The sequence below is a fragment of the Listeria tempestatis genome, from assembly GCF_963575625.1.
Lineage (GTDB): Bacteria > Bacillota > Bacilli > Lactobacillales > Listeriaceae > Listeria > Listeria tempestatis.
The window spans coordinates 201,714-221,952 of the sequence record NZ_CAUYTK010000004.1 but is presented as its reverse complement, the minus strand read 5'-3'; the positions used below and the strand labels follow the sequence as shown (position 1 = coordinate 221,952).

Annotated in this window: 17 protein-coding genes; 11 read left to right on the top strand and 6 right to left on the bottom strand. The window is 35.6% G+C overall.

The window, feature by feature from the left end; translation table 11 throughout:
* The first annotated feature begins 5 nt into the window (after positions 1-5).
* The 8 genes from R8923_RS07735 (at position 6) to R8923_RS07700 (ending at position 7,048) form a co-directional block, all read left to right on the top strand.
* On the top strand, positions 6-839 hold the full coding sequence (locus R8923_RS07735; RefSeq protein WP_485872194.1) for a MetQ/NlpA family ABC transporter substrate-binding protein: 834 nt from the start codon (positions 6-8) through the stop codon (positions 837-839).
* Positions 840-1,046: 207 nt separating this feature from the next.
* Positions 1,047-1,757, top strand: a complete 711-nt coding sequence (locus R8923_RS07730; protein WP_485872193.1) for an N-acetylmannosamine-6-phosphate 2-epimerase — start codon at positions 1,047-1,049, stop codon at positions 1,755-1,757.
* Between the two features lies 1 nt (position 1,758).
* Positions 1,759-2,760: a Gfo/Idh/MocA family protein gene (locus tag R8923_RS07725; RefSeq protein ID WP_485872192.1), complete on the top strand. Its 1,002-nt coding sequence runs from the start codon at positions 1,759-1,761 to the stop codon at positions 2,758-2,760.
* A 29-nt stretch (positions 2,761-2,789) separates the two neighbouring features.
* Positions 2,790-4,196, top strand: a complete 1,407-nt coding sequence (locus R8923_RS07720; RefSeq protein ID WP_485872191.1) for a PTS mannitol transporter subunit IIBC — start codon at positions 2,790-2,792, stop codon at positions 4,194-4,196.
* Between the two features lie 60 nt (positions 4,197-4,256).
* Positions 4,257-4,925, top strand: coding sequence for an HAD family hydrolase (locus tag R8923_RS07715; protein ID WP_485872190.1), 669 nt, complete (start codon positions 4,257-4,259; stop codon positions 4,923-4,925).
* Complete coding sequence (locus R8923_RS07710) at positions 4,912-5,355, top strand: PTS sugar transporter subunit IIA (RefSeq protein WP_485872189.1); 444 nt, start codon at positions 4,912-4,914, stop codon at positions 5,353-5,355. Before R8923_RS07715 ends, R8923_RS07710 begins: the two co-directional genes overlap by 14 nt.
* A gap of 5 nt (positions 5,356-5,360) precedes the next feature.
* Positions 5,361-6,242, top strand: a complete 882-nt coding sequence (locus tag R8923_RS07705) for an ROK family protein (protein WP_485872188.1) — start codon at positions 5,361-5,363, stop codon at positions 6,240-6,242.
* On the top strand, positions 6,242-7,048 hold the full coding sequence (locus tag R8923_RS07700; RefSeq protein ID WP_485872294.1) for a MurR/RpiR family transcriptional regulator: 807 nt from the start codon (positions 6,242-6,244) through the stop codon (positions 7,046-7,048). Before R8923_RS07705 ends, R8923_RS07700 begins: the two co-directional genes overlap by 1 nt.
* Positions 7,049-7,446: 398 nt before the next feature.
* Here the strand turns inward: R8923_RS07700 and R8923_RS07695 are convergent, their stop codons facing one another.
* The 3 genes from R8923_RS07695 to R8923_RS07685 all read right to left on the bottom strand — a co-directional run bounded on the left by R8923_RS07695 (position 7,447) and on the right by R8923_RS07685 (position 10,632).
* A complete protein-coding gene (locus R8923_RS07695; protein WP_485872187.1) occupies positions 7,447-8,271 on the bottom strand; it encodes a carbohydrate ABC transporter permease in 825 nt (274 codons plus the stop codon).
* A complete protein-coding gene (locus tag R8923_RS07690) occupies positions 8,268-9,191 on the bottom strand; it encodes a carbohydrate ABC transporter permease (RefSeq protein ID WP_485872186.1) in 924 nt (307 codons plus the stop codon). Before R8923_RS07690 ends, R8923_RS07695 begins: the two co-directional genes overlap by 4 nt.
* Before the next feature lie 163 nt (positions 9,192-9,354).
* Positions 9,355-10,632 carry an ABC transporter substrate-binding protein gene (locus R8923_RS07685; RefSeq protein ID WP_485872185.1) on the bottom strand — a complete coding sequence of 426 codons (1,278 nt, stop codon included), beginning with the start codon at positions 10,630-10,632 and terminating at the stop codon, positions 9,355-9,357.
* A gap of 177 nt (positions 10,633-10,809) precedes the next feature.
* Here R8923_RS07685 and R8923_RS07680 point away from each other — a divergent pair, with 177 nt between their 5' ends.
* The gene (locus R8923_RS07680; protein ID WP_485872184.1) at positions 10,810-11,826 is read left to right on the top strand and encodes a LacI family DNA-binding transcriptional regulator; all 1,017 of its coding nucleotides are present in this window, start codon (positions 10,810-10,812) and stop codon (positions 11,824-11,826) included.
* A gap of 216 nt (positions 11,827-12,042) precedes the next feature.
* Here R8923_RS07680 and R8923_RS07675 read toward each other — a convergent pair whose 3' ends face one another.
* Complete coding sequence (locus R8923_RS07675; protein ID WP_485872183.1) at positions 12,043-12,801, bottom strand: DUF1189 family protein; 759 nt, start codon at positions 12,799-12,801, stop codon at positions 12,043-12,045.
* A 176-nt stretch (positions 12,802-12,977) separates the two neighbouring features.
* On the opposite strand from R8923_RS07675, the gene R8923_RS07670 reads away from it, so the two are divergent.
* Positions 12,978-15,308 (top strand): glycoside hydrolase family 65 protein, encoded by a 2,331-nt coding sequence (locus R8923_RS07670; RefSeq protein ID WP_485872182.1) that lies wholly within the window; start codon positions 12,978-12,980, stop codon positions 15,306-15,308.
* A 788-nt stretch (positions 15,309-16,096) separates the two neighbouring features.
* Here R8923_RS07670 and R8923_RS07665 read toward each other — a convergent pair.
* Together R8923_RS07665 and R8923_RS07660 are read right to left on the bottom strand one after the other, a co-directional pair.
* Complete coding sequence (locus R8923_RS07665; RefSeq protein WP_485872181.1) at positions 16,097-17,551, bottom strand: MucBP domain-containing protein; 1,455 nt, start codon at positions 17,549-17,551, stop codon at positions 16,097-16,099.
* A gap of 474 nt (positions 17,552-18,025) precedes the next feature.
* Positions 18,026-19,084 (bottom strand): Lmo2079 family surface lipoprotein, encoded by a 1,059-nt coding sequence (locus tag R8923_RS07660; protein WP_485872180.1) that lies wholly within the window; start codon positions 19,082-19,084, stop codon positions 18,026-18,028.
* Positions 19,085-19,453: 369 nt separating this feature from the next.
* On the opposite strand from R8923_RS07660, the gene sufC reads away from it, so the two are divergent.
* The gene (gene sufC, locus R8923_RS07655) at positions 19,454-20,239 is read left to right on the top strand and encodes a Fe-S cluster assembly ATPase SufC (RefSeq protein ID WP_485872179.1); all 786 of its coding nucleotides are present in this window, start codon (positions 19,454-19,456) and stop codon (positions 20,237-20,239) included.

The following is a 20,239-nucleotide window of genomic DNA, read 5'->3' as shown; positions in this document are numbered from 1 at the left end:
TTAACATGAAAAAAATTTTTGGTGCAATTTTAGTTTTTAGCTTAGTATTAGTTTTAGCCGCGTGCGGCAGTGGTTCTTCGGACAAAAAGTCATCCAGTTCTAGCGACAAGGAGTTAATTGTTGGTGCTTCCAACACGCCTCACGCGCAAATTTTAGAACAGGCAAAACCGATTTTGAAGAAAGAAGGTATTAACCTTAAAATCGTCAAGTATACCGACTATGTAATGCCAAATAAAGCACTAGATGAAGGCGAATTAGATGCCAATTATTTCCAACATAAGCCGTATTTAGAACTTGAAGAAAAAGAAAAAGGCTATAAATTTGCTGATGTAGGTGCAATTCACATTGAACCAATGGGAATTTATTCCAAAAAAGTGAAAGACTTAAAAGATTTAAAAGATGGTGCGCAAATTTTACTTTCAAATAGTCAATCTGACTGGCCACGTGTTATTGGTATTTTCGTTGATGAAGGTTTGCTAACTTTAAAAGATGGTGTGAAAGCGGAGGACGCTACGTTTGATGACATTCAAGATAATCCGAAGAATTTGAAGTTCAAATATGATTTAGATCCAGCTTACTTGATGACTGCATACAATAATGAAGAGGGCGATGCAGTTGCCATCAACTCCAATTTTGTAGTAGACCAAGGCTTGAATCCAACAAAAGATGCCATTGCGATTGAAAGTAAAGATTCGCCTTATGCGAATATCGTCGTTACAAAAGAAGAAGATAAAGATAATAAAGACGTGAAGAAACTTGTTGAAGTGTTACACTCAAAAGAAATCCAAGATTGGATTACAAAAGAATGGGACGGCGCTGTAGTTCCAGTTGATAAATAAAATCTAAAAAAAGCATTGTCCAGTGGACAGTGCTTTTTTATAAAAAATAAATTTTTTTCAGCCTAAGATGGGCCTTTCTTTTTGAAGTGAAATGAAAATTATTTTCGTTTTGTTGTATTGATAAAATTATTTTTCTATAGTATATTTTATTTGAAAGCGCATACTTTATATAAAAAGAAGCAGAAGTACGAGAAGGAGGAGAAAACCATGATGAAAGATTTTTTACAACAAGTTAAAGGAGGATTGATTGTTTCCTGCCAGGCTTTAAAAGGAGAGCCACTTTATAGCTCGTTTATTATGGCGAAAATGGCGCAAGCCGCTTTTGAAGGCGGAGCGGTGGGGATTCGAGCGAATACAGTATCAGATATTAAAGCCATTCAGGCGGAAGTAGATTTACCAATTATCGGTATTTTTAAACAGGATTATCCAAATTCTGAAGTTTTTATTACACCAACTTTAAAAGAAGCCCGCGCAATTTGCGAACTCGGCGTGGAAGTCCTTGCGCTTGATGCAACAACGCGTAAACGTCCGCAAGATGAGAACCTTGAAAACATTATTCGGGTGATTAAAAGGGAGTTTAAAGAGGTGCTTATTATGGGCGATACCGCAAGCTTACAAGATGTTGCATTTGCCGAACAAGCTGGCGTAGACATCATTGGGACTACATTACATGGTTACACGAAGGAAACAGAAGGCTGTAACATTAGCCATAATGAATTTGCCTATTTAAAAAGTGTGCTTTCGAGTACACAATTGCCAGTTATCGCAGAAGGAAAAATTGATACACCAGAAAAAGCAAAAAAAGTGCTCGAACTCGGCGTGAAATCTGTCGTTGTTGGCGGAGCCATCACACGACCAAAAGAAATCACAGAACGATTTATTGCATCAATTAAAGAAGTAAAAGGAGAGGAAACTTAAAATGGAGAAAAAAGTAAAAGTTGCTGTAATCGGAATTGGTCAAATGGGAAGTTATCACGCAGAAATTTATCAGAAGTTGCCACAAGTTGAATTGGTTGCCATATGCGAGTACAACGATGAGAAACGGGCAGAAGCTGAAAAGAAATTCAACTGTAAAGGTTATAAGGAATATCGAGATTTGCTTGAAAACCCGGAAATTGATGCGGTAAGTATCGTACTACCAGATAATATGCACCGGGAATGTGTGGAATTAGCGGTTAAAAACAACAAACATATTTTACTTGAGAAGCCAATTGCAAAAGAATTGGAAGACGGGGAAGCCATTTATGAAATCACGAAAGATTACGATAAAGTATTTACAGTCGGCTTCCTATTAAGGTTTGATCCGCGCTTTAATATGGTCAAGCAGCGTCTTGATAGTGGTGAATTAGGCGATATTATCCATCTATATTGTCGTCGTAATAGTCCGGTGACTGGACCTAAACGTTATGTAGGTGCATCTGACCTTAGTATGCACGTTATGATTCATGATATCGACTATATCAATTGGTATATGAATGCGAATCCGGTCAAAGTTTTTGCCAAAAGTCGCAGTGTGATTTTAAAAGAAAATGGCATGAATGATGTGATTTATGCGATTGTCACATACGAAAATGGCGCGATTGCATGCCTAGAAGCTTGTTGGGTGCTACCGGAAAACTCACCGACAATTATTGATGACAAACTAGAGCTAGTGGGAACAAAAGGAGTTGCCTATATTGATTCTTGTGACCAAGGTGTGAAATTTGTAAGCGGAGAAGGTGTAACTTATCCTGATTCAAGACACTGGTACTATGTGAACGGAGAAGTTAGTGGTGATTTAGCAGAGGAAGTCATGGCTTTTGTAAATAATGTTGTTAGCGGAACAAAGTCAATTATCACGCCAAAAGAAGCGCTTGATTCTTTGCGCGTTGTAGATGCAATTGAAAGGTCCATTAAAGAAGGAAAAGAAGTAGAACTTTAAGGAAGGCACGTTTAGAAAGGGGGATTTAAATGTCCATTCATATGAAGGTTCAAAAATTTGGTAGTAAACTTAGCGGCATGGTAATTCCAAATCTCGGAGCATTTATGGCTTGGGGGATTTTAACTGCTATCGGAGTTGCAACTGGAAGCGAGATGCTAAAAAGCTTCATTGCACCCATGCTTAATTTCTTATTACCGCTGCTTATTGCTTTTGCCGGTGGTCGCGCCGTTCATGGCTACCGTGGTGGGGTTATCGCAACTGTTGCCACGATGGGTGCGATCATTAGTTCAGATATTACAATGTTCATTGGCGCCATGATTATGGGACCACTTTCTGCTTGGATTCTCAAAAAATTTGATGAAAAAATCGATGGGAAAATACCAACAGGTTTTGAATTACTAATTAATAATTTTTCAATTGGAATAATTGGAGCTATTCTAGCATTATTTGCTTATGTGGCTGTCGCACCTGCTGTAGCAAGCGTGACAACAGTTTTAGCAGAAGGTGTTGACTATCTCATTAATTATCATCTCTTGCCACTGACAGCACTCATTATTGAGCCAGCTAAAATACTGTTCCTAAACAATGCCATTGGTCAAGGAATATTAAGCCCGCTTGCCACGTTACAATTAGCAGAAACAGGGAAATCTGTCTTATATCTACTAGAATCAAATCCAGGTCCTGGTTTAGGAATTCTACTTGGCTATATGTTTTTTGGAAAAGGGAGTTCGAAAGCATCGTCTTACGGGGCGAGTGTCATCCACTTCTTCGGCGGGATTCACGAAATTTATTTCCCATTCGTCCTAATGAATCCCGTTCTTATTTTGCCACTTATTTTAGGTGGCATGACAGGGACTTTCATTTTAACGATGACAAACGCTGGTCTTGTCGGTGTCGCTTCACCAGGAAGTATCATCACCATCATGATGATGGCAGCGCCTGGCGACCACATTAAAATCATTATTGCGGTTCTAGCGGCTGCGCTCGTAACATTCTTAACCGCTATTCCGTTCATCAAACGCGCGAAAAACAGCGAAGAAGCTTTACAAGAAGCAGCTGTACAAATGGAAAGTTTAAAAGGTAAGAAAAGTAGCATTTCATCCGTTTTTGCTGAAAAAGAACCAGCAAGTTTTGACTTCAGTTCAGTCAAAAGAATTGCCTATGCTTGTGATGCAGGTCTCGGCTCTAGCGCGATGGGTGCCTCTGTTCTACAGAAAAAAGTGAAGAATGCGGGATTAGAAGATATTAAAGTATTCCATATCGCGGTAAATGAGCTACCAACAGAATGCGATATTATCGTAACGCATAAATCACTAATGGAGCGAGTGCGCGAAAAACAACCAGGAGTTCACTATGTGGAAATAGTAGATTACTTAAATGCTCCAGAATATGCGGAACTTATTCAAAACTTAGTGGATAGTCGCAAAGAAAAATAATAGATTTGGGAGGAAAGTATGTTTTCCTTCCAAATTTTATCTGTTTCTAGGAGGGAAATTATGCTAAAAGCAATTATAATGGATTTTGACGGCGTAATCGTTGATACAGAAGTTATTTGGTACGAAATTTTTCAAGAATGGTTTGAAAAAGAGCTCAGTTATCATGTGAGCGTTGAGGAATTCCTAACGTGTGTAGGCGCAAATGATCAAGCATTCTTTCAAAAATTAGCGAGTGAAAAAAACATTACGGTAAACCAAGAAGCATTTTCTAAAGAAACAAGTGAGCACTTTATCGAAAGAAGCAAAGACTTGCCGCCTAAAGAAGGGGTAGTTTCCTTTATTGAAGCGGTGAAGCAAGCGGGATTAAAACTAGCATTAGCTACGTCGTCCAAACGGGCAAAACCAGTTGCGCATTTAACTCGATTAGGTCTGATAGACTATTTTGATGTCATTGTTACGGCGGAGGATGTGGAGCAAATTAAGCCGGCGCCAGATTTGTTTTTAGAGGCGGCTAGGCAGCTGTTAGTTAAACCACATGAGGCGGTTATCATTGAGGATTCAAAAAATGGACTTGTTGCGGGGAACAAGGCGGGTATACCTGTCATTGTTGTCCCAAATGAGGTTACTAAATACAGTGATTTAACACCAAATTATCAAATAGTTGATTCTTTAGCAGAATTAAATGTAGGTCAATTGAAAAAAGAGGTGGATGAAATTGTTAATGGATAATGTAAAGCTTGAGGATATTGAAATTGGTGTTTCAGCAGAAAACTTTGAAGAGGCTATTCGAAAATCTGCTAAGAAACTTTTAGATAGGGGCGCGATTGAAGCAACGTATGTTGACGCCATGATTCGCTCTCTGCACGAAAATGGACCATATATTGTTATCGCAAAAAATATTGCACTCGCGCATGCTCGGCCAGAGTTTGGGGTGAATGAAGCAGGACTCACTTTTTCAACAATGAAAGAAGGGGTTCTGTTTGGTAGTGAGCTTTTTGATCCAGTAAAACTTGTGATTACACTTGCGGCAACGAGTGCGGACGACCATTTGGAGTTGCTCGGGGAACTTGCGGAGGTGCTCATGGAGGAGGAGCGAGTTAGGCAATTAATTGATGCGAAAACGGAAGAGGCCTTTTATGAGGTGCTCACAAAGGGGTGAGGATTGTGGCGGAATATTTATGTATCGATATTGGCGGCACAACGATAAAGTTTGCTAAGTTTAACGAGTCTTACGAACGTCTTACGCCGGTCCAGGCGGTGCAAACGAAACTAACGAAAACGAAAAATTTTATTATGGAAGATGTGCTACGCATTGTAGGGGAAAATAAGGACGGGATTTCAGGCGTTGCGGTTTCATCTGCTGGGGTTGTAAATACGGAGCGTGGTGAAATTAGTTATGCGGGATACACGATTCCAGGTTACACGGGGACGAAAATAAAGCAACGAATTGAAGAGGCGTACCAGTTGCCGTGCCAAGTCGAAAATGATGTTAATTGTGCAGCGCTTGGAGAGTTTTATTTGGGTAGCGCTAAAAATTACAACTCTGTTTTGTGTTTGACGGTTGGAACGGGTATTGGGGGCGCCTTTTTAACTGGCGGAAAATTGCTTCACGGTGCCACAAATCGCGCTCTTGAAATTGGCTATATGAGCATTAATGGTAAGCATTTTCAGGAGCTTGCAGCAACGAGTGAACTTGTTCATCAAGTGAGTCTTGAAACGGGTGAGGCAAATTTGACGGGAAAATCAATTATGGAGCGCGCACTGAAGGACGATAATGAAATTCAGAAGGTTCTAGATGTTTGGATTTGCAATCTAGCAGCAGGTCTTGTAAATTTAATTTATGTTTTAAATCCTGAAGTGATCATCCTAGGCGGTGGCATTATGGAACAAAAAACATATTTTAAACCTCGAATTGAGAAAGCCGTTTTAGACCAACTCGTGTCTCAGTCGTTTAATACGGCAAAAATTGAGTTTGCAACGCTTGGGAATGAAGCAGGCATGGTCGGGGCGCTGTACCATTTTTTAAGTAAAGAAGGTCATAAATGATGAACATCCTACAAAAAATCCAACAAATGTATAATGTCTTACCTTTGAAAGAGCGAAAAATTGCTAAATATATTTTAGAGGAAAGTAACGCCATTAAAAATATTACGATTACGAACTTGTCGAAAAAAACGGGAGCATCGAGCGCAACGATTACACGTTTTTGTAAGCGGCTAGGTTGTGACAGTTTTGTTGATTTGAAAATGAAAATTAACACGGCGACAACGGATTTGCCGAAAGCAGGTTATGAAGATATTTTTGAAGATGTATATTCGTTCTATCATAAAGTAATTGATAATACCGTGAAAATGATTGATAAAGCAGAGATTCGTAAAGTAGTCAACTTAATTCGTGGAGCTGGGCGCGTCTATATTTGCGGCTTGGGAAGTTCTGGTTTGACGGCCATCGAAATGTCGCAGCGCTTTATTCGCATGGGGTTAAATGCGACAGGTCTAAACGAGTCACATATGATGATCATTACAGGTGCGATTACGAAACCTTCTGATATTGTGATAGGAATTTCAAACTCTGGCAATACAATTGAACTCATTAGCACACTAAAAAAAGCAAAGGAAAACGGCAGCCAAATCATTACGTTCACAAGTTTTGAAAAAAATGAAATGGTCGAACTTAGCGACATTAATATTCCAGTCTACAATAGTCTTTTTGTAAGCAATCAATATTTTGTCAATAGTCAGTTCTCGCTCATGTATGTGATGGACATCATTTCCCTCATGCTACTTGAAGACCATAAAATGCATGAAAATATGGAAAAAACGATTCATACAGTGAATAAAGATTTCTATTAAAAACGGGCTTTTGGTATAGTAAGAGAAATAATTGATTTGCAGTCGTCGATTCGTTTAATAAGTAAGTTGTCAACGGGGGCCAAAATATGCTTATTTTGGCTCTTTTTTCATTGATTATGAAAATTAATGAAGTGTCTCCGTATTACAAATTTTTTTAAGGAGACCTCTCCAATGGATTAGATAATTAATGAAAGATATAACAATCATTTAATGGCTTATTTAAAAGTTAAGCAAATATTTACTTGGGTTTGATGAAGCTTGGAATTTTTTTAAAAAAAGACGGGTGGATAATGTTTAAACGCTAAAAGACGAGACCAATTTTAACTAGGTCACGTCTCTTTATCATATCTTGGTGGATTTAAATTATCTATAAAAATTGCTAGAAGTTCTTTCCAATTCTATTTATCCCCACCAATACGTACTCCTTTCATAAAGTATTTATTTAGAAGAATGTATAATATCAATATGGGAATGATTGAAACAACTGAGGCCGCCATAATATAATTCCATTGCGTTGCATTTTGTGTTTGGAATGATTGTAAACCAAGAGTTAGGGTATATTTCTCTGGGGATGTAATATAAAGTAATGGTTTCATAAATTCGTTCCATAAACCTAAAAATACGAATACTCCTTGTGTCGCAATGCTTGCCTGTGCCATCGGAAATACAATTCTAAAAAAAGTTTGAGTTTTACTAAGTCCATCCATTTGTGCGGCCTCTTCCACTTCTTTAGGAAAATTCACAAAAAATTGCCTCATCATGAAAATATATGCGAAGTTAATAGCACCAGGCAAGATTAATGCATTATATGTGTCTAAAATTCCAATCGATTTCATAATTAAATAGTTTGGGATTAACAGAATTTGAGCAGGCACCATAATAACAACCAAAATAATTAAGAAAAGTGATTTTCTGCCTGGAAAATGCAAGCGTGCAAGTGCATAACCTGCCATGCTATTAAAAATAATGTTTAGAATAGTTCCTGAAATCGCTACAATAAATGAATTCAAAATCCATCTTGGAAATAGTGGATCGCGTGTGAAGATATAACTATAATTTTCTATAGTTGGATTTTTAGGTAATAAACTTAATCCGCCACCAATAATTTCGCTGTAGGGCTTGAAAGATGCCATTACTGCCCATAAGAAAGGGTATAATGTCACTAACCCATAACTGATTAATAATGTATAGGTGGCGATTTTCCAAAAGCTTTTTATTTTCATGACATTTCCTCTCTTTCTTCGTTGACATCTTCTTTATTTAATTTTCTAGTCAGCATAGATACAAGGAAAATAATGAGTGTCAAAAGAATTGCGATGGCCGAAGCATACCCCATTGTATCGAAGGATTTGAATGCATATTGATAAATAATCAAAGATAAAGTGAGGGTGGCGTTATTAGGGCCGCCACTCCCACCTGAAATAATATAGGCTTGGTCAAACAATTGAAAGCATCCTATAATTCCCATCAAGAGAACATAGTTGGTGATGGGTGCGATTTGAGGAATTGTAATCCTTGTCAACCGTTTCCATGCATTGGCTCCATCAACTTGAGCGGCTTCATACATAGTTTTGGGTATATCTTGTAGCCCTGCTAAGTATATTGTCATAAAAAATGGAACAGTAGACCAAATATTCATCACCATAATTGTTCCTAGTGCAAACCTTGTTTCGTTAATAAAATTAATTGGTTCTGCAATAATGCCGAAGTCAACTAATATATTATTGATGGGACCAGTTAAACTAAATAAAAACATAAAAATCATAGTTAATGCTGAACTAGATGTGAGTGTTGGCAGGAAAAAAATAGTTCTGAAAGTATTTTGAAATTTTATTCCTGAATTTAACAAAGATGCCATTAGTAGTGCTAATATGGTCTGACACGGAACAACAATAATAACGTATTGAATAGTGTTTTTAAGAGCAATCCAAACTCGTTCATCTTGAAAAGCATTTGCATAATTTTTCAACCCAACAAATTGATAGCTGGTCTCTCCAATCAAACTAACTTTGTTTAAAGAAAGAAAAAAGGCATAAATAATAGGCAAAAGCGTAAATACCGTCATGAGAATGATGGTTGGAAGCATAAAAGAAATCCCTTGTGTAGCCTCTTTTGTTTTGTGTTTAGATTTGTATGAATTCATTATCTCACCCTTTTCAGATATATTACTGTATGGGGCATATCGTAGATAGTACAGAAGAAATTAATGATATAAGACTATCAATTCACTACACAGTAATTATTAAATTTAGCAATCCCTATAAAAGTTACTGATATATAATTTTTATAGGGACTACATTTATCATTTAGTTTTTCAGTTGTACTTTAATATCTTTATTTGCTGTTTCAGTTGCTTTAGTCATTGCTTTATTCAATGTTAGTTCGCCTTTTAAAGCAGAGGGTATCATGTTTTTATATTGATCTGATACGATAGATAATGTTGTGCCATCCTGCCAAGGGGTTGCGTAGTTAGCCCCATTGACAAAGGGTTTTAAAATAGCATCTGACTCAATATCCATCTCTTTAGCAACAGACACTCGAGAGGGAAGTACCGATGCTCCTTCCGCCCATGTTTTCATCCCCTGTTTTCCCGTTAAGTAATCAATTAATTGCCAGGAGGCTTCTTTATCTTTTGAAGCGCTGTTCATTGCATAACTTACGGTAAATACCATAGTCCCTTTTTTACCATCTATTGTTGGAATCTCTTTTGTTCCGAATTCGACATCAGGGAAATTTTGTTTCAGATGTGCTATAGCCCAATTTCCTTCTACCATCATTGCTACCTTCGATGCTCCAAATGAATCGCCAGACCAATCTTGACCTAAATCTGCTGGACGCTTAATCAATCCGTTTTGATACCAATCAACTAGTGGTTGAAGAGCATCAATTGTTTTTTGATTATCTAAGTTGGAATAGCCATTTTTATCTATAATAGGTTCTCCAGAAGATTGCGCTATGTACATTTGTCGTGATAATTCTGCTGTAAATGCGCTAGGAACAACACCTTTTGGTAATTTAGTTTTTAATAGCTCTAAAAAATCCCCCATTTTATCAGCAGTAGTTGGAATCATATTTGGATCGATTCCCGCATCTGCAAACATTTTTTTGTTATAGAAAATACTTAGGGTCGAATAGTCTTTTGGTACACCATACTGTATTTTATCTTTACCAGTAAATGCATGATATACTGGACTATAAAAATCATTTGCATTAAAATTATCTGTTTTGTCAATAAAGTTATCAAGTGGCTCCAGAACTTTCTTATCAATTAAATTTGGGGCAAGGTAGGCATCTACATAAAAAACATCAGGTGCAGTTCCACCAAGTAAATCAGTTTGAAGTTGAGTTTCATAATCATTGTATATCTTCTCTTTCACTTGAATCCCTGTAGATTTTTCGAAATTTGCAATCAGTTTTTTTCGTGTCTTATTTTCGGCCTCAGTTCCTTTCCAAACTCCGAGTGTTAAAGTTTTATTGTTATTCTCATTCTTTTTTGTAGATTCAGTCCCATTCCCACAAGCAGAAGTAACTAGCAGAATGATAATAGTCAGTATCATTCCTGTCCATCGGATTATTTTTTTCATAGATAATTCTCCTTCCGTTTATTAAAGAAAGCGTATTCATTAATAAGTATTTTAAACCAAAACGTTTCGGAAATCAAGAGGATATTTAAAAAGGGAATAAAAATTAATAGTTGTAACTTTGATTAATATCAAATAAAATATATATATATAGTAAATTAGAAGTGGAGGTATAACGTTTTGGTAACAATTAAAGATATAGCAAAAGATACAGGATTTTCAGTAACAACAGTTTCCCGCGCCCTTAATGGCTATCATGACGTAAATGAGAACACGAGAGCGATAATCCATGCTTCTGCTCAAAAATTGCAGTACATCCCAAATATGTTTGCCCAAAGTTTAGTAACAAAAAAGTCAAAAACTATAGGTCTTTTAATTACAGATTTAAAAAGAGAAAGTGTAAAAGATAACTTTGTGTTTGAAGTGCTTTGTGGTGTGAATGAATATGTTTCTCAAATGGATTATGAAATGGTTCTGATTAGCACAACTACAGCCAGACAACGAAATAAGACATTTACGCAAGTTGTGGGGGAGCGTAATCTAGATGGCGTCATCATTCAAGGATTAAAAAAAGATGACCCGTATTTAACAGAAGCAGTTACTAGCGAGTTACCAACAGTTTTAATTGATATTCCAATTGAAAATAGCTCGACTGGTTATGTGACTTCTAATCAAGAAGAAAGTGTCAAAACAGCGATAAAATATTTATTTAGATTGGGCCATGAAAAAATTGGCTTTATGAACGGGCATAAACATGCTTATGTCAGCGAAACTCGCTTTAAGGCCTATCGTGATACACTTTCGGAATTAAATCTAGAATTTGATGAAAACCTTGTTTGTTATGGCGATTTTGAAGAAGAAAAAGCATATCAAGCGGCGCTTAATTTTTTACTAACCACATCCAATGTGTCTGCATTTTTTTGCGTCAGTGATATCATGGCTCTAGGTGTGTTAAAAGCAGCCCGAGAACTTCAGATTGAAGTACCAGAAGAACTTTCAATTGTCGGTTTTGATAATATTTTACTTTCGCGATATGTTAGCCCGCCGCTCACTACTATTGCTCAGAATCCGTTTGAACTTGGTGGAGCTGCGGCGAATTTGGTTCTAGATATTATTAACAATACAAGTTCAAAACATTATTTTGTTCTGTCAAATGAATTAATAGTTCGGCATTCGAGTGGCCCAAAACAGAAATAAAAGCTCTATCTAAGAGTTTTCAGACGGCTGACAAACGGTATTCTTCGTCGTTAAAGTCTCTGTTCCGATGCGCTCCGCATAACTTCTCACATGGTCAAGCAAACTACGCCTTTCCTGTTTTCGGTCATCTTATACTCGACTTTGCCTAGAATCTCACCATTTGTCAGTAGTCTGGTTTTTCGTATATTTTGAGTTTTTCTACAAGCTGAGCTCTATCTAAGAGCTTTTTTTTATTTCAATAATAGTTAAGAAAACAAAAATAATGGCAGAAAACCAATAAATAAATGTGAAGTAGGGAATGAAGAAACCAATAGCTTTTAAAACTGTCATCACTGCTAATGGTAATGTTAAACTGTATGCCGCAAACATCCAAAGGCTTTGGAATTTGGTCTCTGTATTTCGAGCAAATGGTATCGAAATGAGTGCTATAAGACTTACCATAAATATAGTAATAATAACTTGGAGAAGTGCTTTTACGTATTGATAAACAAAACCCAACTGTTTCCACGTGGAATTATTTTTTTTAAGAATCAAAAGTACATCTTTATTAGTGTAGCTGTTTTTTTCTCCCCAAATTGGAATATTGGCGTATGGCGTTAGGTTCTCAGATATAGCACCGTTCTTGCTAAATATAAAACCTTTCTTTTTTAACAATAGAACATATTTTGTTTCCACATACTGTTTTTTTTCGCTGATTAGTAAGGTTGTATCAAAAATTGGGACTGGTATAAGGAGAGGTTCTCCGTTGTAATCTAGACCATTTTTGGTGAGCGTAAATATATCCATTTCTTTTAACAGCGATTCATAATTTAAATGGGTAGTTTTTGAAAAACTAGACAGGCTGACAATAGATGACGAGAGAAATAATAGACAAAGTAAATAAAATAATGATCTCCAAATACTTTGAGGCTGCCATTTTGCTACTAATTTCCATTTGAAAAATAAACTTTGTTGAAACTGCTCTACTATTCGCATTTTTTATCACTTCCAAAACGTTATTTGTGTTCATTGATTATATTAAAATATTATATATTTTAAATCAATTTATATTTAACATTTGACTTACCAAAACGTTTTGGATAAAATGTAAAACATAAAGAAAGCGCTCACTATTCATTAAAATTGTTTTGAAGAAAGGATATTACAAAGTTATGCATGGACAGGAAAACAAATTATCTTTAGACTACGGAAAAGGTTCTGGAGATACAAAAAGTTGGCTTATCACAGAAATGTATTTTAATGATGAAGTATTAGGAAAAGCAGAAAGTATTTTTAGCCTCGGAAATGGATATATGGGGGTTCGATCTGCTACAGAAGAAAGATACTCAAAAGAAACACGTGGTCATTTTATTGCTGGGACATTTAATAAATTTTCAGGTGATAAAGAAGTGACAGAACTTCCAAATGCTGCTGATATGATTGAAATGGAACTTTTGCTGAACAACCAACACTTCCAACTTACACAAGGGGATATTATTTTTTATCAACGAACACTTAATCTAAAAGATGCGGAACTTGTTCGAGAGATTATTTGGCGCTCTCAATCTGGTGAAAAATATAAAATTATTTTTACCCGATTTGTGTCACTAGAAAATTTGCATATTGTAGGTCAAAAAATTTCTATAACACCATTATCTGGGAATTTGGAATTAAAGTTAGATTCCGGCATCGATGGACAGATGACAAATACGGGAACGCAACATTTTAAAGAAGGGACAATGCGCTTATATAACTCAAATATAATGAAATTTGAGGCGGAAACAACTGACTCTGATGTAAAATTTGCACATTTTTCACGTCATAGATTTATGCTAGAAAATGAAGTGCTCGAACCAAAAAGTACTATTTTTATGGAACGTAGGAAAATCTTTGCCACATATGAAATACCTTCTATCCAGAAGAATCAAACTCTAACAATTGAAAAAATATCCGGTGTGTATACAAGTCGCGATAAAAATTGGAAGTCTTCTGGCAGTGCGCTTGCCGATTTTTCTGAAACTGGAGATTACAATACTCTTTTTACTGCTCATAAGTTAGCTTGGGAAAATAATGTCTGGAAAAAATACCCTATACAAATCGAAGGGGATGACTTTGATCAGTTAGCAGTTCGGTTTGCGCTATATCATTTGACTATTATGACACCTGCGCACGATAATCGAATGAATATTGGAGCGAAAGGGCTTTCTGGAGAGGGCTACAAAGGGCATACGTTCTGGGACACAGAAATTTTTATATTACCCTTTTTTATTGCATCAAATCCAAAGGTTGCTAGACAACTTTTGGAATATCGTTCACTTTCATTGCCAGGAGCAATTCAAAAAGCAAAAGAAAATAAGTACGAAGGTGCTATGTTCCCGTGGGAATCAGCATGGTTAGAAGATGGTGAAGTGACGCCTGTTTGGGGCGCTGCAGATATCATCACTGGAGAGTCAACTAAAATATGGTCAGGCTTTATTGAACAGCATATTACGGCTGATATTGCATTCGCAGTTTGGCAGTATTACCAATTCACGGATGATGAAAAATTTATGAAAGAACATGGATATGAGTTGATTTTTACTACTGCTATTTTCTGGCAATCGCGACTTGAAAAAAAAGATGAGTATTATGAAATTACCGATGTTGTAGGCCCAGATGAATATAAGGAGCATGTGAATAACAATGCCTTTACGAACTATATGGCACACTGGAATTTGAAAAAAGCGATATATTATTATGAAAAACTGAAACAAGAAAATGCGGAACTCTATAAAATGCTTGATGATAAATGGAATATAGATTACTATTACCCGTTTTGGAAAGAAAAAGCTAAGACTCTTTTACTTCCAAAACCGAATAAAAAGTTAATTATTCCGCAAGATGATTCTTATCTATCAAAAAAAAATATTGACCTAAGTCGATATAAAGAGGAAGAACAGGTAGGCTCCCTTTTTCTGGACTATAGTCTGGAACAAGTGAATGAGATGCAAGTTACTAAACAAGCAGATGTAATGATTTTATTATATTTACTAGAAAATGAATTTTCGCCTGAAGTAAAACAAGCTAACTGGGATTATTATGAACCAAAGACATTACACGATTCATCGCTAAGTTATGCGATACACAGTATTTTGGCATCAGATTTAAATATGCCTCGCCTGGCTTATAAAATGTTCGAAAGAGCAAGTCGAATTGATCTTGGGCAAAATATGAAATCTAGTAACGCAGGAATTCATGCAGCTTCAATGGGTGGCATTTGGCAAGCGGTGATAAATGGATTTGGGGGCGTTCGCATGCTAGACGGTAGACTTTATCTAAATCCGCATCTTCCAGAGAAATGGACTAAACTAGAATTTCCTATTTTTTGGAAGTCTGTACAATTGATTATTAGTATTACTCAAACGGTTGTTAAAATTACAAATAAATCTAATCAGGATGTTCATCTAGTATTTGACGGAGATAACATTATCATTCCTGGTAATACAATATTTCATAGCAAATGATACTATAATTGCGAGATTTTAAATTAATATAAATGAAGTGGTTTTAAGGATACGTGCTATTTGAACCACCCATGCTGATAAAGTTTATGGGTGGTTTTTTGATTAAAACATTAATGTAGTGGATAAAAGCATAAGTATTAACTTCTTGAAAACATAAATATAGGGATAACTCGTTTGAAAAAGAGTGAGAAAGTATGATGAAAAATTAAGTTACAGGAGCATCTGTCATTGTGGTGGCTTTTGTCGTAGAAAATCCCTTGAAAATTAGGAACAACGTGTCGCTACTGAAATGGATATCAAAAACTTAAAAGGGATGTTTAAATAGGGGGGGAATATTGTTCATTTTAATTTCACAAAATAAAAATACGGATCAATGAAGCGTTTAAAATTCAGATAAAGTCTTTTTAACGAAAGCGTCTCTTATTGGGATACCTATGTTTTATATTCATTTAAGGATAAAGGCTTTTAAAATAGCTACAGAAGATTTTCTGATATTGTCCGGAAGAGTCAACATTCTTTCGAAGAGTTTACAAGAGAAATATCGTGTGTTAATAGGCAACACGAAAAGTTAATAGAGTCTACGTATTGATTTTTGTTTAATTTAGGGCGTATTATGATTTGTGAGTAAAGGATTAAGATTTTTTTAGTATATTAAAAGTGGTGGGAGCAACATAAGGAAATGGTAATATGGAGTGAACTTTCCTTCCTCATATTAATCAAAAGAATAGAGACCGTGAACTAAAAAGTGTTCACGGTCTCGTATTTTCCTAGACTTTACCATAAAAGGCTCAATCATGCCGTTTAAAGAACAGTGTTCCCGTTGCTAATGCTACGAGAAAGCTACCGATTGCAAAAAGAACATGATTATTGGTGTCACCTGTGCTTGGAAGTGTGTGATTACTTTCTTTTACTGAAGTAGAGACGACCTTTTGCGTGTCTGTTGCATGACTTGTTTGTCCGCCATGCTTATTTGAATTCGTTCCATCATTACTTATTTTTTCATATATATAAGTAACGGTTTCTGGGTCAGTTGTATATACTCCAGATTCGTGACCGTCTACTTTTTTTAGTGTATAGCCAGGAATATCTTTACTTTCCGTTTGATAAGTTGTTCCAACTACTCCAGTTAAGATAGTGTCTTTTGCGAGTGAAGTGCCAAATTCATCCTGATACTTCACAATTACAGTCCCATTTTGAACAGGTGTTTTTTCATAAATATAATTAATCGTTTGAGTTGTATTAGTAAATTGACCAGTAGGGTTTCCGCTAGTTTCTTTTAATGTATATCCGTCTATTATTTTTGGAGTGGATGAATAACTCTCTCCAATACTTCCATCGATTCTGGTAGAAGTAGCAAGCTCTAGTCCAGACGAATCTTTATAATTTACAATAATTGGTTTAGTATATTCAAAAAAAATGATGGGTATACCAGAAGGGCCGTACTCAGAAATATCGTAATAAGAATCATAACGATTTGTTCCAGTATATAGCGAGAAAGTTGATGATGATGGTTCGGCAGAAAAGATTAAAGCATTCTTTGTGGAATCATAACTAATACCGCTGGATAAATCAGTAACTGTTAAGTTATCCATAGTTAATTGTGATGAGGCATCATTGAAATGAATGTAGTTGTCTAGTGGAAGTATATTATCACTTCGGACGACTAGATTACCTAAAACAGTTTGAGCCGCAAAAGCCATGTAGTCTAGCTGAATATTAGGGTTTTGTATGGTTATATCTGTAATATAGTTATTTTCAAATGCCTGTTCATCGATATTTGCTATGTTTGTAGGAAGGTTAACACTCTTTAATTTATTTGCAAAAAAAGCAAACCTAGGGATATTAGTTAGAGAAGTGGAAAAAGTAATTTGTTCCAGTTGGTTGACGCTGAAAGAATTTATCCCAATTGATTGTACCGAATTAGGTAATACAAGTTGTTTCAATTTATTTTTTGTAAATGCTCCGTTAGAGATAGTGGTCACAGAATTTGGAATAGTAACAGAAGTTAGTCCCTTAGAGCTAAATGCTCCGTTGCCGATAGAGGTAACAGCATATTCATTGTTATTACCAATGTTCGCAGGAATAGCGACATCGGTTTTTGTTCCTGTATAATCTATAATTGTAGCTTCATTTCCACTTACAGTATATTCGAAATCTCCTGAAGTTTCAGCTAAGCTCACAACTGGAAACAAAAACAAAAGGAGTCCAAAAGAAAGAAAAACAAAGAAAAATTTTTTAAACATATTATTCCCTCCATCTTATGATTACTATCTATCTTGCTCATAAGTGTTTATTATAATATGTCAAATAATAACTAGGCTGTTTTTTTGCAAGATATATAATTATTATATACGAATGAGGAGTGATATATCTAGTAATACACACACAGCAAGAAACTTCAGAATGAAAAATGCAGTAGCTGCAACAGTTAACATTTGGAAATTTTCTGTTTAACTAGAGATGAAGAAATTAAGATAGGATAATCTAGCAATAGAATGATAAAAATATCAAGCTAAATCATAACGCTAACCTGGAGAAAAAATGTTACAAGAAGCAAAGCGACCATTTTTTGATATGTACCAATAATGTATAACTATTTTGAAGAAAATAAATCTGCGCAAAAAATGAAGGAAACAGTATTTTAGCATAGAAAAACACCTCAAATGTTAGAAAGTCGACCTAACTTTTGAGGCGAGTATAAGAACGTGTTTTTAATGTTATCTACTGTTTTCAATTTGCAAATATGATTTTAGTCCATCCGAAATGACTTTGTCGAACTCTTTTTTTGTCACAATCTCGCCTTTTGAAGGGATGGTAGGTACTTTTTCGTACGGTAACCAATTTAATTCAGTGGTGATATTGAAATGGTCATGATTTGCCTTGTCTTCATAATCAGTATCTAATGTTAGCTTACCAATTCCATAAGTTGAGTCGGGTATAAGTTTCATATGAATATCTAATTTGCGATTTTTGTCTTTTTGTAACTTTTTAAAATACGTGCGTATGTTATTTTGGTAGTTTTGCCATTCTTTTTTTGCATTCGTAGTCGACTCGTTTTTTTGTTCTAAAAGAAAGTTTGTAATGGCATCGTTTTTATCCCAGGCGGTAAGAAGTTTGTCTGCTAAAACAACAAGGTCTTCTTTATGAATAGCAATTTCAACTGTACCGTCTTTATTTGTTTTAAAACGATTATCATCTAGTTGGTTCATAAATTCATATAGAACAATACTCGTTTCTTTTTCTAGCTCATTTATTTGTTTAGCTTGCTTTTGCACTGTTTTTTTATCAATTGGTTGGTCAGAAATGTTTTGAAGCGCAGAATAAAAATCAAAATATTTTCCTTTTAAATCTTCATTTTCAGATAAAACAGTCTGATAAACTTGTTTAGAAGTTTCACTAAGAGCATCCGCTATATTTGGATCGAGGGTATAAAACAGATTAACTGGAACATAAATAAGCCCGTCTTGATTATTTTGAAGCGACTGAACATGTAAGGAATATTTATTCCAATGAATTTTTGCGTCCATGGTAGATGTTTGAATCATTGTGTCAGCAGAAATTTTAAAATCTGCTTCAGCCGTATTTAGGTTGTTAATCCCAAGCAATTCTTCATATTTAGAAGATGCATCATTAACTTTAATTTTGCTATCTATCGTAAATTGTTTCTTTGTACTTAGTTTTCTCATTGCATTTGTAAAGTCTGATTTGGGAGAGCTGCAACCTTGTAGTGAGAGAAAGAGCAATAGTAGGCTGATACCTATTATTACTTTTTTCATATAAAATCTCCTCCGATGAGTTAAAATACTTAAATTTGAGTAATGTTACAGAAAGCGATAATTGTTTCAATAGCATTACGCAGCATTAACAATAACATATCACGTAGTATTAAACAACCACATTTTTCTATTAAATGCTGAACTTTGTTTAAGCCGAATAAATTTTTTGCTTAAAATTAAGATATAAATTCTCAAATAAGAAGTAAAAGATGATAATTTAAACAGGAGTGGAAAAATTGTCTTATTCATAGTAAAATGAGGGACAGAAGATAAATCGTGCAGTTTTTTATAGTTGTAATCAAATTAGAATTATACTAAACTAGGACTATGCGAGCTTGCACGCAAAACAAACTAGGGAGGGTATTTTGAATGTCAACACTTAAGATTGAAGATTTACACGTTGAGATAGAAGGAAAAGAAATTTTAAAAGGTGTAAACCTTGAAATTTCAACTGGAGAAATTCATGCCATAATGGGACCAAACGGCACAGGGAAATCGACACTTTCGGCAGCCATTATGGGGCATCCTAAATATGAAGTAACAAAAGGACGTATTACGCTTGACGGAGAAGATGTGCTTGAAATGGAAGTTGATGAGCGCGCAAGAGCAGGTCTATTTTTAGCGATGCAATATCCAAGTGAAATTAGTGGTGTTACAAACGCTGAATTCATTCGTGCGGCGATTAATAGTAGACGTGAAGAAGGAAAAGAAATTCCACTCATGCAATTTATTCGTAAATTAGATGAGAAAATGGAACTTTTAGATATGGACGAAGAAATGGCTGAACGCTATTTAAATGAAGGATTTTCTGGCGGGGAAAAGAAACGCAATGAAATCTTGCAGCTGTTAATGATTGAGCCAGCAATTGCTATTTTAGATGAGATTGACTCGGGGCTTGATATTGACGCGCTTAAAGTCGTCTCAAAAGGTGTTAATGCGATGCGTGGTGAAGGTTTTGGTTGCCTCATTATTACGCATTATCAGCGCTTACTAAACTATATCGAGCCTGATTTTGTACACGTGATGATGCAAGGAAAAGTCGTTAAAGAAGGCGGCGCAGAACTGGCTAAACGTTTAGAAGCGGAAGGATATGATTGGATCAAGCAAGAGCTTGGCATTGAATTTGAAGAGGAAGAAGACGTAGTCGAAAAATAA

Coding starts and splice junctions, on each gene's coding strand:
- R8923_RS07735 (WP_485872194.1), top strand. CDS start 6: ATGAAAAAAATTTTTGGTGCAATTTTAGTTTTTAGCTTAGTATTAGTT.
- R8923_RS07730 (WP_485872193.1), top strand. CDS start 1,047: ATGATGAAAGATTTTTTACAACAAGTTAAAGGAGGATTGATTGTTTCC.
- R8923_RS07725 (WP_485872192.1), top strand. CDS start 1,759: ATGGAGAAAAAAGTAAAAGTTGCTGTAATCGGAATTGGTCAAATGGGA.
- R8923_RS07720 (WP_485872191.1), top strand. CDS start 2,790: ATGTCCATTCATATGAAGGTTCAAAAATTTGGTAGTAAACTTAGCGGC.
- R8923_RS07715 (WP_485872190.1), top strand. CDS start 4,257: ATGCTAAAAGCAATTATAATGGATTTTGACGGCGTAATCGTTGATACA.
- R8923_RS07700 (WP_485872294.1), top strand. CDS start 6,242: ATGAACATCCTACAAAAAATCCAACAAATGTATAATGTCTTACCTTTG.
- R8923_RS07695 (WP_485872187.1), bottom strand. CDS start 8,271: ATGAAAATAAAAAGCTTTTGGAAAATCGCCACCTATACATTATTAATC.
- R8923_RS07690 (WP_485872186.1), bottom strand. CDS start 9,191: ATGAATTCATACAAATCTAAACACAAAACAAAAGAGGCTACACAAGGG.
- R8923_RS07685 (WP_485872185.1), bottom strand. CDS start 10,632: ATGAAAAAAATAATCCGATGGACAGGAATGATACTGACTATTATCATT.
- R8923_RS07675 (WP_485872183.1), bottom strand. CDS start 12,801: ATGCGAATAGTAGAGCAGTTTCAACAAAGTTTATTTTTCAAATGGAAA.
- R8923_RS07670 (WP_485872182.1), top strand. CDS start 12,978: ATGCATGGACAGGAAAACAAATTATCTTTAGACTACGGAAAAGGTTCT.
- R8923_RS07665 (WP_485872181.1), bottom strand. CDS start 17,551: ATGTTTAAAAAATTTTTCTTTGTTTTTCTTTCTTTTGGACTCCTTTTG.
- R8923_RS07660 (WP_485872180.1), bottom strand. CDS start 19,084: ATGAAAAAAGTAATAATAGGTATCAGCCTACTATTGCTCTTTCTCTCA.
- sufC (WP_485872179.1), top strand. CDS start 19,454: ATGTCAACACTTAAGATTGAAGATTTACACGTTGAGATAGAAGGAAAA.